13 protein-coding genes and 1 pseudogene are annotated in these 12,395 nt (G+C 33.4%); 5 read left to right on the top strand and 9 right to left on the bottom strand.

From position 1 onward, the window contains the following. Positions 1–11: 11 nt before the first annotated feature. Positions 12–857, top strand: a complete 846-nt coding sequence (locus tag RT250_RS10385; RefSeq protein WP_313114638.1) for an aminotransferase class IV — start codon at positions 12–14, stop codon at positions 855–857. Here RT250_RS10385 and RT250_RS10380 read toward each other — a convergent pair. The 5 genes and pseudogenes from RT250_RS10380 to RT250_RS10360 form a co-directional block, all read right to left on the bottom strand. Further along, on the bottom strand, positions 854–1,414 hold the full coding sequence (locus RT250_RS10380) for a YqgE/AlgH family protein (RefSeq protein ID WP_313114636.1): 561 nt from the start codon (positions 1,412–1,414) through the stop codon (positions 854–856). The genes RT250_RS10385 and RT250_RS10380 overlap by 4 nt on opposite strands. 205 nt (positions 1,415–1,619) lie before the next feature. After that, positions 1,620–1,904 (bottom strand): annotated as a pseudogene (locus RT250_RS10375) (HU family DNA-binding protein); the annotation flags it as partial. 170 nt (positions 1,905–2,074) lie between these two features. Beyond that, positions 2,075–3,025, bottom strand: coding sequence for a methionyl-tRNA formyltransferase (gene fmt / locus RT250_RS10370; protein ID WP_313114635.1), 951 nt, complete (start codon positions 3,023–3,025; stop codon positions 2,075–2,077). A 106-nt stretch (positions 3,026–3,131) separates the two neighbouring features. Continuing rightward, a complete protein-coding gene (locus RT250_RS10365) occupies positions 3,132–5,030 on the bottom strand; it encodes a RecQ family ATP-dependent DNA helicase (RefSeq protein ID WP_313114633.1) in 1,899 nt (632 codons plus the stop codon). A gap of 76 nt (positions 5,031–5,106) precedes the next feature. Further along, positions 5,107–5,646: an AAA family ATPase gene (locus RT250_RS10360; protein WP_313114631.1), complete on the bottom strand. Its 540-nt coding sequence runs from the start codon at positions 5,644–5,646 to the stop codon at positions 5,107–5,109. 85 nt (positions 5,647–5,731) lie between these two features. Between RT250_RS10360 and RT250_RS10355 the strand changes: the two genes are divergently transcribed. The 3 genes from RT250_RS10355 (at position 5,732) to murA (ending at position 8,091) form a co-directional block, all read left to right on the top strand. Beyond that, the gene (locus RT250_RS10355) at positions 5,732–6,022 is read left to right on the top strand and encodes a DUF493 family protein (RefSeq protein WP_313114630.1); all 291 of its coding nucleotides are present in this window, start codon (positions 5,732–5,734) and stop codon (positions 6,020–6,022) included. 75 nt (positions 6,023–6,097) lie between these two features. Then, positions 6,098–6,757: a DUF4290 domain-containing protein gene (locus tag RT250_RS10350; protein WP_313114629.1), complete on the top strand. Its 660-nt coding sequence runs from the start codon at positions 6,098–6,100 to the stop codon at positions 6,755–6,757. Between the two features lie 17 nt (positions 6,758–6,774). After that, a complete protein-coding gene (murA, locus tag RT250_RS10345) occupies positions 6,775–8,091 on the top strand; it encodes a UDP-N-acetylglucosamine 1-carboxyvinyltransferase (RefSeq protein WP_313114627.1) in 1,317 nt (438 codons plus the stop codon). On the opposite strand, the gene RT250_RS10340 is transcribed toward murA, so the two are convergent. The 3 genes from RT250_RS10340 to RT250_RS10330 all read right to left on the bottom strand — a co-directional run bounded on the left by RT250_RS10340 (position 8,088) and on the right by RT250_RS10330 (position 10,718). Continuing rightward, the gene (locus RT250_RS10340) at positions 8,088–8,675 is read right to left on the bottom strand and encodes a hypothetical protein (RefSeq protein ID WP_313114625.1); all 588 of its coding nucleotides are present in this window, start codon (positions 8,673–8,675) and stop codon (positions 8,088–8,090) included. The two genes, murA and RT250_RS10340, sit on opposite strands and share 4 nt — an antisense overlap. A gap of 124 nt (positions 8,676–8,799) precedes the next feature. Continuing rightward, the gene (locus tag RT250_RS10335) at positions 8,800–10,104 is read right to left on the bottom strand and encodes a cryptochrome/photolyase family protein (protein ID WP_313114623.1); all 1,305 of its coding nucleotides are present in this window, start codon (positions 10,102–10,104) and stop codon (positions 8,800–8,802) included. A 152-nt stretch (positions 10,105–10,256) separates the two neighbouring features. Further along, positions 10,257–10,718, bottom strand: a complete 462-nt coding sequence (locus RT250_RS10330; protein ID WP_313114622.1) for an SRPBCC family protein — start codon at positions 10,716–10,718, stop codon at positions 10,257–10,259. Positions 10,719–11,043: 325 nt separating this feature from the next. Here RT250_RS10330 and RT250_RS10325 point away from each other — a divergent pair, with 325 nt between their 5' ends. Continuing rightward, positions 11,044–11,889: a DUF2911 domain-containing protein gene (locus tag RT250_RS10325; RefSeq protein ID WP_313114620.1), complete on the top strand. Its 846-nt coding sequence runs from the start codon at positions 11,044–11,046 to the stop codon at positions 11,887–11,889. An 83-nt stretch (positions 11,890–11,972) separates the two neighbouring features. On the opposite strand, the gene RT250_RS10320 is transcribed toward RT250_RS10325, so the two are convergent. After that, positions 11,973–12,320, bottom strand: a complete 348-nt coding sequence (locus RT250_RS10320) for a carboxymuconolactone decarboxylase family protein (RefSeq protein ID WP_313114618.1) — start codon at positions 12,318–12,320, stop codon at positions 11,973–11,975. Between the last annotated feature and the right edge of the window lie 75 nt (positions 12,321–12,395).

Raw genomic sequence — 12,395 nt, 5'->3', positions numbered from 1 at the left:
CGGTTTTTTATATGATAAACTTAAATGGCCAAATAGTAAAAGAGCAAAATGCAACTATTACAATAAATAATAGAGGTTTGCACTATGGTGACGCTGTTTTTGAAACTATGCGTTATGGAAACGGCAAAATTTACTTTTGGGAAGACCATTATTTACGTTTAAAAACGTCATTGAAAATTCTGAAAATGGAAAGTTCAGAGAATTTTTCTAGCAACTTTCTAAAACGAGAAATTTTAAGAACTATAACTGCCCAGACATCTTTAAATTCTTCGTATAGAGTAAAGCTATTAATTTGGCGTAAGACTGGAGGAAAATACACTCCTTTTACCAATGAGGTTGAATATGCAATTATGGTTGAAACTTTAGCTTCACTAACGTATCCATCCAATATTGCAGCGTATAAAATAGGGGCTTATGATAATCACTTAGTTTCTTCTGGAGAGCTTTCCACTTTAAAATCGAATAACAGGTTAATTAATGTTTTAGGTAGTATTTTTGCTAAGGAAAATGGTTTTGATAACTGTTTTCTTCTAAACGAAAAGAATAATGTGGTAGAGGCTTTAAATGGTAATTTATTTATCGTATTAGGGAAAATTATTATAACTCCCCCAATTCAAGAAGGATGTTTGAATGGAATAATGCGAAAGCAGATTATTGCTATTGTAAAAAGCTACACAGAATATTTGATAAAAGAAACTTCAATTTCGGTCGTGGATTTACATAACGCAGACGAAATTTTTATAACAAATGTTATTCAGGGGGTTGTACCTGTATCTAGATATAAAGAAAAGATTTTTGAAGATAAAGTTGCAAAAGTTTTATTGCAAAAATTGAATGCTTTGGTAACAAATAGTTAGTTGTAAGTAGGGTTTTCTGGAGCGTTAGACCATAAAACATAATCGCCTCCAAGTTCGATCATTTTTTGTTTCCAAAAGTTAGCTTTGGTTTTTCCTATTATCTCATTGTTATACGTATTTGGAACTACTACCCAGCTATGCACTTCTAATTCTTGGTCTAATTGATCCGCTTCCCATCCTGAATATCCTAAAAAGAAACGTATTTGATTTTCGTTTAATTTATCTTCTTTTAGTAAATCTAAGATTGCATTAAAATCGCCACCCCAATAAATACCATTAGAAATCTCAATACTTTCAGGTATAATATCTGGTATGCTATGAATAAAATAGAGGTTGTCTTGTTCTACTGGACCGCCATTGTAAACTGTTAGTTTAGATTTAACTTCTGGAATAAAGTCTCTAAGTTTATGTTTTAATGGTTTGTTAAGAATAAAACCTACAGAACCCGTTTCATTGTACTCTGCCAATAAAACGACAGAACGATTAAATGAAACGTCACCAATTATAGATGGTTCGGCAATTAAAAGATGGCCTTTTTCGGGTTTAAGTATGGTCATTAGTTCTTGTTTGGATTATTAAAGCTAAGTAATTAATTTAAGAATGCCAAAAATTTAATCAAACCAAAGTATAATTACGATTAATTCATCGATATTCTTAAAATAGAAGTAATTTGTAATAAACTATAAATCAGACCAATAAAAAAACCTTCTTAACAATTTGATTGATAAGAAGGTTTTCAATTTTGTAAAGTATTTTTTACAATTAATTTACGCTATTTTGTAAATCAGAACCAGCTTTAAATTTCACTACATTTTTAGCAGCAATTTTGATGGTTTTTCCTGTTTGAGGGTTTCTTCCTTCTCTAGCAGCTCTTTTTGAAACTGACCAAGAACCGAATCCTACAAGAGATACACGGTTACCTTTCTTAAGTGAGTTTTGAACATTTTCTAAGAAAGATTCTAAAGATTTCTTAGCAGCAGCTTTAGTGATTCCGGCATCTTCTGCCATTGCATCGATTAAATCAGATTTATTCATAATTTTTTTTAAATTAAATTGTTGGTTAAACTTCGATTAATTGCTCTACAAATTTAAAAGGATTATCCGTTCAAGCAAGTAACCACGCAGTAAATCCACTATATTGTTAATAACTTTGACTGATTGTTAATAAACTTGATTGTTTTTAAGTAAAATTTAATCAATTCAGTGTTTACAAGGGTTTACAACAGTTTTGAGTTTACATCGAATGAATAACCATTTAAAAGTGCCGAACTATCCATTTTTCTTTTTCCAGGAAGTTGTAATTCCGTTACTAAAATATAGCCATCAGTACAAGCAACTTTTATTTCCTTTTTTGTGGTTTCAATTTCTCCGGCTTCTTGATTGTGATCTGCTTTTTCGTATTTGGCTGAGTATATCTTAGCTTTTAGCTCTTCATTATTATTGTGTAATACAGACCAAGCAACAGGATAGGGGGAAAGACCTCTAATAAATGCTTCAATTTCTTTTCCTGGTTTGTTCCAATCTATTCGAGTGTTCTCTGGTGTGAGCTTTGGCGCCTCTCTAAGATTGCTATTGTTGGATTGAATTTTTGGATCTACTTTTCCACTCGCTATTAAGGTAAGCGTTTCTAAAACTAGTTTGCCTCCTACTTCCATTAATTTGTCGTGGAGGGATTCGGCGTTTTCATCATCTACAATAGCAACTTCCGTATTTGCTATTATTGCTCCAGTGTCGATTTTTTCATCTATAAAGAAGGTGGTTACTCCTGTTTTTTTCTCACCATTAATAATTGCCCAGTTAATTGGTGCAGCTCCTCTGTATTGTGGTAAAAGTGATGCGTGTAGATTGAAAGTGCCCAATTCAGGCATTTGCCATACAACTTTTGGAAGCATTCTGAAAGCAACCACCACTTGAAGATTTGCTTGTAACCCTTCAAGTTCGTTTAAAAAGGCTTTGTCTTTTAAGTTAGTTGGTTGCAAAATTTTTAATCCTTTGGAAACGGCATAATTTTTTACTGCCGACCCCATTAGTTTTCTTCCTCTGCCGGCAGGTTTATCTGCTGCGGTAATTACACCCACGATATTTCTTCCTGCTTCAACCATTTCTTTTAGAACTCCCACAGCAAAATCGGGAGTTCCCATAAATACTATTCTTAAATCTTTTGGCATTTTTAAATCTTTATAATAAGTTTAATATTGTAATAAAATTTAGTTGAGCTTTCTAAAAAAAAACTGTTATACGGACGCGCTAGACACTTTAATTATAAAATCAATCTTAAGCTATGTAAAATTCGTTTTTTATACTCACTTTTATTTTTTCAGCATCCAGTAAGATTCGGATTACTTTTAATACGGTGTCTTCTGCAAAATTAAGTTTTTCTGTAATTTCACGCGAACTTAAATCATTTGCTTCAAGCAAGGCTAGTATTTGTACAGCAATGTTTTTTAATTCTTTGTGAGATACTTGTGGCGATGAGACATTACAATTGGAACAAATGCCACAATCTTCTGAGGTTGTTTCTCCAAAGTATTTTACCAATTGAACACTCCTACAGGTTTTTGTGTTGTTTATATAACTTAAAATCGAATTTACTTGAGCGGTCTTTTTTCTATTTAATGATTCCACATCCCGTGAAATTACATTAATGGTTTTATCATCTTCTCTTGGAACGAGGAAAGTGAGGGTAGCATCGGTAATTTGTAAAGACAATTCTACCACTTGATCGCGTTCTAACTTTTTTAAAGTAGAAATAATAGTTTCAATAGATTGCCCTGTTTTTGAAGAGATAAGTTCTAAATTAATTGAAGTGGGCATTTCAAAAACTCCACCGTAAATCCTTAAAATCGTTTTACCTATTATTGAAGCCGTGATGTCTTTTTCAAAATAACTTAACAAACGCTCTGAAGAAATTAAAAACTGAATGGTAGATTTTCGTCCAAATTCTTGAGATAATTGAATAACCCCTAATCGATCTAAATTGTTAAGAGCATTATACGCAAGAAGAGAATTGATAGCATAGGTTTTACAGAATTCCGAAAACTCAAAGTTGTGCTTTGTAAATTCGCCTTCTCCATAAGAAATCTGGAAAAAATTATTTAGTTTTCGATATATCTTTTTTAAATCTGTTGCCGTAGGAAGCGATTCGATAAATTGTTTTTGTACTTGAATTTTATCGGAATCATTATAGAGTAAAACTGCCGTTGCAAGCTTACCATCTCGTCCCGCGCGACCTGCTTCTTGAAAATAGCTTTCAATGCTTTCTGGGATTTGTAAGTGTATTACAAAGCGAACATTAGGTTGGTCTATACCCATTCCAAATGCATTGGTGGCAACCATAGTAGAAATTTCACCTCCTTGCCAAGATTGAAGTTTTTTAGCTTTTTCTTTAGTGGAAACTCCACCGTGGTAATACGTTGAAGAAATTCCTAAGCTGTTTAGCTGTTCGCTTATTTCAATGGTGCCTTTTCGGTTTCTTACGTATACAATGGCGGAGCCAGTATTTTCCTTTAAAAACTGCTCGGCCTTGTAGAGTTTGTCTTCTTCTTTATATACCTGATAAGAAAGGTTTTTTCTTACAAAAGAGTTTTTAAAAATTTCTGGCTGTTCGAGTTTTAGTTCTGCTATAGTGTCTTCTAAAACCTCGGTTGTTGCTGTTGCAGTAAGGGCAATGATTGGAGTTAATGGATGTATCTCACGTAGAATTGTTATATTTTTGTAAGCAGGTCTAAAATCATTTCCCCATTGCGATATACAGTGTGCTTCATCAATAGCAATAAGATTTACATTCATTTGCCGAATGTAATTTTGAACTACTTCCTGTTGAAGTCTTTCAGGAGAAAGGTATAGAAACTTATATTTTCCATATAAGGCATTATCCAAAAGTGTATTCAATTCAGAAAATGAAATTCCACCAGTTAGGTTTAATGCTTTTATGCCGCGTTTTTTTAGTGAATTTACTTGATCGCCTATTAGTGCTACCAATGGGGAAACCACTATGCATATGCCACTCATGGCAATGGCGGGAGCTTGGAAGCAAATAGATTTTCCTCCGCCAGTAGGTAATAAAGCCACAGTATCCCTTCCGTTAATTACGGAATTAATTATATCTTCCTGTTTTGGTCTAAAGGAAGTATAACCCCAATATTTGTTTAAGATGTCGTGGACATTTGTCAAATTGATGAAGATTATTATTTACTAAGTTAAAAAAACTATTTATATATATAAGGTATAAGAAGTTTAGAATATTTACCTATTCGTTTAAACTTCTAAGTATGTAGTGAGCGCGATCTTCAATTGACCCTACTGGTACTTCATGGATTTTATAACCGAAATTAGTGTAACCTTTTTTTAGAAAATGAAATATTTTTTCGGCTTGGTCAAAAGACTCATACCGTTCGTTGTCTTGTTTATAGATTTGTTTCCAAGGTGGTAATACAAAAACTTCGTCGTATCTGTGTTCCATACAGGTTTTTGAGAAATATTCAGGATATTCGGTATTTACAAAATCCATATAGGCGGTAACATCTGGCATACCGCGATCGTAGAAAAGGATTTCGGCAACACAGATATTACCTTCCAAATATTGCTTTAATCTTCCTTCTAGCAGTTTTTGGCTAAATAGTATCGGTTTTTCCAAAAAAAGTTGGTCAATACCCTCTTTTTGAGCTTGAAGTGTAACTTCTCTGGAGATTTCCTCTTTTACTTTATACCCCTTATCTTCTAAATACTTAATCAAAGAGGTTTTTCCCGACCCTGGCCCGCCAGTAATTACAATTCGTCTTGTTTTCAAAAGTTATAATTTTATACAAAGTAAGTAAATAATTATTTGTGGTGAAAGTGTATCTTTGCAGTTCACCCAACTACTTACTATATAAATGAGTCAAGATAAAAAGACTACAGAGTTTTACGAACGTTTAAAGGACCAACTTAAAGGAGACACTGCTTGGCCTTCTCCATACCTCTATAAATTTGTAGTGCCTGCAGATCTTGAAAAGATAGCAGAAATACGTGCGGTTTTTGATAAAACTGATGCAGTAATTAACACTAGAGATTCTTCAAAAGGCACCTATACAAGTATATCGGTAAGGGTTACAATGTCTTCACCAGAAGAAGTTGTAGAAAAATATCTTGAAGTTTCTAAGGTTGAAGGTGTAATTTCACTTTAATTTTTAGTAATTTGCAAGTGAAATGATTTTTCAATCTTTCCAAGTATAATAATTCTCTCCCCTAATATTAAAAATTTGATACAAGAAGTTTCACAGATAGAGTATAATACAGAGCGTCCAAAATTAATAATACCTGAATACGGTCGCCATATACAAAAAATGGTCGATCAGGCTATTGCTACTGAAGATAAAGATGAACGCAATAAAATGGCAAAAAGTATTATTGCTGTTATGGGTAATTTAAACCCACACCTTCGCGATGTTCCCGACTTTCAACCGATGCTGTGGGATCAACTTTTTATAATGTCTGATTTTAAATTAGATGTTGATTCTCCATATCCAATTCCTTCAAGAGAAGAATTATTGGAAAGACCTGATCCTTTGAGTTATCCACAGAATCATCCAAAATACCGTTTTTATGGAAATAATATAAAAAGGATGATAGATGTTGCCAATAGCTGGGAAGATGGTGATAAAAAGGATGGTTTAATTTTAACCATCGCTAACCACATGAAAAAGTGTTTCCTTAATTGGAATAAAGACACTGTTGAAGATGATGTGATTTTCGGACACCTTTTTGAGCTATCAGGAGGGAAAATCAATCTCAAAAATAGTGATGAAGACTTAAGCGATGCTTCAAACTTACTTAAGGTTAAAAAACGCTATTCATCTTCAAGTTCAAATAAGAAAAACTACAAATCCAATTCTAACAATCGCAATCGAAAGCGTCACTAAATTTCCAATCTTTATTTATGGGTAGTTTCCAAATAGAAGGCGGGCATAAACTAAAGGGCGAAATAACCCCTCAAGGTGCCAAAAATGAAGCCTTACAAATTCTTTGTGCAGTATTATTAACTCCTGAAAAGGTAGTTATTGAAAATATTCCAGATATTCTTGATGTTAATAAGCTTATTCAAATACTTGGGAATTTAGGTGTAAAAGTTGAAAAACTTGATGAAGGGAAATATTCATTTATTGCAGATGAAATTGACCTTGAATACCTAGAATCTGAACTTTTTAAGCAAGAGGGGAGCTCTCTTCGTGGTTCTATTATGATTGTAGGTCCGTTATTGGCTAGATTTGGAAAAGGCTATATTCCGCGACCTGGTGGCGATAAAATAGGAAGAAGAAGATTAGATACCCACTTTGAAGGGTTTATTAAATTAGGCGCAAAATTTAGATACAATAGAGAAGAGCGCTTTTATGGAGTAGAAGCTCCAGAGGGTTTAAAAGGAGCTTATATGCTTTTAGACCAAGCTTCAGTTACTGGCACTGCAAATATTATAATGGCTGCAGTTTTGGTTGAAGGGACAACTACAATTTACAACGCTGCTTGTGAACCTTATATCCAACAACTTTGTAAGATGCTTATCTCGATGGGAGCTAAGATTAAAGGTGTTGGTTCAAACTTACTAGAAATTGAAGGGGTTGAAAAACTTGGTGGATGTAATCATCGTGTTTTACCAGATATGATCGAGATAGGAAGTTGGATTGGTCTTGCGGCAATGACACGAAGTGAAATTACTATTAAAAATGTAAGTTGGGAAAATTTAGGGCTTATCCCTGAAACCTTCCGCAAGCTTGGTATTACGTTAAATAAAGTAGGGGATGATATCCATATCCCATCGCAAGAAGAATACGAAATTCAAGGCTATATAGACGGTTCTATACTTACAGTAGCCGATGCGCCTTGGCCAGGATTTACGCCAGATTTATTGAGTATCGTACTTGTAATTTGTACTCAGGCTAAAGGAAGTGTACTTATTCATCAAAAGATGTTTGAAAGCCGTCTGTTCTTTGTAGATAAATTAATAGATATGGGGGCTAAAATTATTCTTTGCGACCCACATCGTGCAACAGTAATTGGGCATAACTTCCAGTCTAATTTAAAGGCAACTACAATGGTTTCGCCAGATATACGCGCAGGAATCTCATTGTTAATTGCCGCGCTTTCTGCACAAGGCACAAGTATTATTCACAACATCGAACAAATAGATCGAGGTTACGAAAATATTGATGAAAGGCTAAGAGCTATTGGAGCTAAAATAACAAGAACGGAAAGTAATTAAACTTTCCTGTTCTTGTTGATTTCGTCTTGAAGTTTTCTACGTAATTTTTGCTCGCGTTCTAAGCTATTTCTACGGTTATCTTCTAATTCAATTTCTATTTCAGCCATTTTTAATTGAGCTGCCTTAGTGATTTTGTGGCTGTTTAAGAATCTGTAGAATAAAAAGCCTGAGACTAAAAGCAAAATCCCTATAATAGACCACATAATGGTATTATAAGTAGTTTTCGAAGTAAGTATTCCAAATAATTCGATACCGTCCTCCTTTTCTTTAGAAGCTGCTAAATTTTCTTGTGTTTGTTTTAAGTTTTGAGTTAGGGAATCAATCTCACTGTTCTGATTTTTTATTTCACTTTCTAAACCTATGATTTTTTGTTCTAACGTAGAAACAGAATCTAAAATGTTTCTCTTTAGTGTTGCTAGTTGGGTTTTTTTAATAACCTTATACTCTTGATAACTATTACTTTTATCAAAGGCATCAGTCATTTGGTTGTTAAGGGTGTTTTTTTCAATTTGTACAGAATCCTGAGCATTAGCGCTTATGGTAAATAGAAATAGAGGGATAGTTAATAATAAAATTTTTTTCATGTCTTTAAGTTTGTTTGCTTGCCTTCAATAACTGCACAAGAGTAGCAAAATTGTGTAGAATTGCACAAAATTAGGCTTGATTTACCTTTTTTTTAACAAATGAAAAAATTTTAGGGAGTGAAAATTAGGAAATTGCGGCTTTATACACTTTTAAACATCTTTCTCTAGCTTCCTTATGATCAACTATTTTCTCAGGGTATCTAGCAGTTTCAATTTCGGAAATATACTTTTTAATATACTTGTAATCCTTATCGTATTTTTCAATTTGTGTTGTAGGGTTAAAAATTCTAAAGTAAGGTGCGGCATCTACACCGCAACCCGCTGCCCACTGCCAATTACCCACATTGCTAGAAAGTTCGTAATCCAATAATTTCTCGGCAAAATATGCTTCTCCCCAACGCCAATCTATCAAGAGGTGTTTACATAAAAAACTCGCTACCACCATCCTTACGCGGTTGTGCATATAACCAGTAGTATTTAACTGCCGCATGCCAGCATCTACCAAGGGATAGCCAGTCTTCCCTTCTTGCCAAACTCGAAATTCAACTTCATTGTTTCTCCATTCGATTCTGTCGTATTTCTTTTTAAAGGCATTGTCTACCGTTTCAGGAAAGTGCCATAAAATTTGCATAAAAAATTCACGCCAAATTAGTTCTTGCCAAAAAACTTCATTATTCTCAGCTGTAGCTTTCTTCATTACCTCTCTAATACTAACCGTTCCAAATCGCAAATAGATTCCTAAACGCGAAGTAGCATCTTCGGCTGGGAAGTCTCTTTTATTTTCATATTGCTGAATAGTTAAAGGAGTAAGGGAGTAATCTGGGGGTTTGATTGTAGACTTCTCAAATCCGATATCATCTAAAGATAGATTCGGTAAACGTGAATTTTTGTATAAATTTTTAAAGTATTTTTTTGAATTTAATATTTCACCTTTAAACTCCACATTAAACTGCGCTTTCCATTTTTTCATATATGGCGTATAAACGAGGTAAGGAGTACCGTCACTTTTAACAATTTCACTCTTTTCAAAAATCACCTGATCTTTAAAAGTGTAAAATTCGATCTTGTTATGGTTTAGAAATTTTTCTATATGCTGGTCGCGCGCTCTCGCGTAGGGTTCATAATCGTGATTTGTAATTACATTTTGAATCTCAAATGTTGAAATTATTTCTTGGAAAACGTCTTTGGTTTTTCCGTGATATATTGCTAAACTACTCCCGTGCTTTTGTAATTCCTCACGCAAACTTTGAAGGGTTTGAAATATAAATGTGATGCGGGCATCGTTTTTTGGAAGTTCGCTTATTATTTCTGAATCAAATATAAAGATTGGAAGTACTGGAAACTTCCCGTTTAGAGCTTTATGAAAACCCGTGTTGTCTTGTAACCTTAAATCTCTTCGAAACCAAAATATATTTACTTTTTCTGTCAAATCTTAATTAGTATTTAAGGTTATAGTTTTTTCGTCAAGTTTTAATAAAGAGCTATATAAATTGTCTGAAAGTTGACTTTTACTAACTAAATTAATTAATTTTAAAAAATATCCTAATACTTGTCTTTCCTTCAAAATGTTTATTTTCAGTATTATAAGGTACCGAAAAGCTCGTGTAATTTATTTTTTCGATATTCGAATATTTCGTCTAGTTTCGGTTTAATTAACAGTGGATGAGCTAGTTGTCCAAGAAATCCAAAAGGAAGTTTATAATGAAGTAAATCTTCCATTTCAATTCCGCCTTCAATTTCTTTAATAAAATGCTTATGATGCCAAAGTGAATACGGACCAAACCGTTGTTCATCTACAAAATATTCGCGATCCACTACATGTGTAATCTCGGTTACCCACTTAGTTTTGATATTTAAAATAGGCGTTACTATATACTCAATTATTTGTCCGGCAAACATAGGTCTTTCCGATCCGGACAGAATATAAAAGCCCATATAATCGGGGGTAATAACTTTTAAATTCCTAGGGTTTGAAAGAAACGCCCAGGCTTCATCGACAGATATAGGTAACTTTTGTTTTGCTCGAAGGGTATAAATTTTCATCAAAGATTTATCTACTTCTTTTGATTGTAAGTTTCTTATTCATTGACAGTAATCTGTAAGTGTCCACATCTAAAGCTTTATATTTCGACTTAACTTTTATTTTATTTCTTAATATTTTCAACATAGCTCAATTTTTTCTTTAAAATTACCTTGTTTTAAATTGTAATAAAAAGGTTAAACAAAAATTTAACACTTAGTGGTTGTCTATTGTATAACTTAGATTTGTCTGTGTTGTGTTTCTAGGTTTTTTAAGTTTTTATTAACTTTAAAGAAGGTATTCAAACTGTACCTTCGTAAGTAAATAAACACCCAAAAACCAATAGAGATGAAAAAGATAATTTTACTTTTTTCTGTTTTAATGCTAACTGCAAGTATTCAAGCACAAATAGAAACTCCACAACCGAGTCCGTTTCAAAAAATTGAACAAAAAGTAGGACTTACAGATATTACATTAGAATATTCTAGACCTTCTATGAGAGGTAGAACAATTTTTGGCGATTTGGTGCCTCACAATAAAATGTGGCGTGTAGGAGCCAATACAAATACAAAAATTACGTTTAGTGATGCTGTTGAAATAGGAGGAAAAAACCTTGATGCTGGTTCGTATGCAGTATATGCAAAGCCAAGTGCTACAAATTGGGAGGTTTACTTCTACAGCGATTCGAACAACTGGGGATTACCTGAAAAATGGGATGATAAGAAAGTAGCTGCAAAGGTTTCAGTTCCAGCTTATCCAATGCCTGTAAAAATTGAAACGTTAACAATGACGTTTGACAATCTTACAAATGATTCTGTAGTATTAGGAATTCTTTGGGCCGATACTTATGTAGGAGTACCAATTAAATTGTTTACTGATAAAGCTGTTACAGCAAATATTGAACGCGCAATGAGCGGTCCTAGTTCTAATGATTATTACGCTGCCGCTGTTTACTATTTAACAGAAGGAAAAGACATCAATAAAGCTAAAAATTGGATTGATAAGTCGTTTGAAATGAATAAAGACCCTAAGTACTATCAAATCCGTCAGAAAGCTCTTATTTACGCAGCTGCAGGTGATAAAAAGGGAGCGATTGAAGCTGCTAAACAATCACTTAAAATGTCTAAAGCGGCTGGAAATGACGATTATGTAAAAATGAATGAAAAGTCTATAAAGGAATGGGAAGGTAAATAATCTTATTTAATTACTTAAACCTATTAAAAGAGGCTGTCTATATTAGACAGCCTCTTTTAGTATATATTTAATTGGTTTAGTATTTATTTAGCCCCAAGAGCTTCCCAATATTCGTAAGCTCTTCGTAAATGAGGAATTACTATAGTTCCACCAATTAAAAGTGAAATGCTCATCCCTTCAACAACTTCTTCTTTTGTAAGACCGAGTTTATGACATTCTTCTAGATGATACCGTACACAGTCATCGCAACGCAGTACTAATGAGTTTCCTAGGCCTAGGAGTTCTTTTGTTTTCTTTGGGAGTGCACCTTCTGCAAATGCATTGGTATCCAAATTAAAAATACGCTTGATGATTTTGTTATTATCTTCAAGCATTTTTTGATTCATCTTTTCGCGGTAGACGTTAAACTCTTCAACAATATTTTTTTCCATAGCTGTTATTTTCATTTAAAACTTAGTTCTATTAATACTCAAAATGCGGTTTAGTTGTCAATTGAAACGCAGCTA

The sequence above is a fragment of the Aequorivita sediminis genome (assembly GCF_032080575.2).
GTDB classification, from domain to species: Bacteria; Bacteroidota; Bacteroidia; order Flavobacteriales; family Flavobacteriaceae; genus Aequorivita; species Aequorivita sediminis.
Note: the sequence above shows the minus strand (reverse complement) of the source record. Positions and strands in the feature narration are given on the sequence as shown.

Bases quoted from the DNA above. Each gene is read 5' to 3' on its own strand.
- RT250_RS10385 (WP_313114638.1), top strand. From the start codon at position 12: ATGATAAACTTAAATGGCCAAATAGTAAAAGAGCAAAATGCAACTATT.
- RT250_RS10380 (WP_313114636.1), bottom strand. From the start codon at position 1,414: ATGACCATACTTAAACCCGAAAAAGGCCATCTTTTAATTGCCGAACCA.
- fmt (WP_313114635.1), bottom strand. From the start codon at position 3,025: ATGCCAAAAGATTTAAGAATAGTATTTATGGGAACTCCCGATTTTGCT.
- RT250_RS10355 (WP_313114630.1), top strand. From the start codon at position 5,732: ATGAGTCAAGATAAAAAGACTACAGAGTTTTACGAACGTTTAAAGGAC.
- murA (WP_313114627.1), top strand. From the start codon at position 6,775: ATGGGTAGTTTCCAAATAGAAGGCGGGCATAAACTAAAGGGCGAAATA.
- RT250_RS10340 (WP_313114625.1), bottom strand. From the start codon at position 8,675: ATGAAAAAAATTTTATTATTAACTATCCCTCTATTTCTATTTACCATA.
- RT250_RS10330 (WP_313114622.1), bottom strand. From the start codon at position 10,718: ATGAAAATTTATACCCTTCGAGCAAAACAAAAGTTACCTATATCTGTC.
- RT250_RS10325 (WP_313114620.1), top strand. From the start codon at position 11,044: ATGAAAAAGATAATTTTACTTTTTTCTGTTTTAATGCTAACTGCAAGT.
- RT250_RS10320 (WP_313114618.1), bottom strand. From the start codon at position 12,320: ATGGAAAAAAATATTGTTGAAGAGTTTAACGTCTACCGCGAAAAGATG.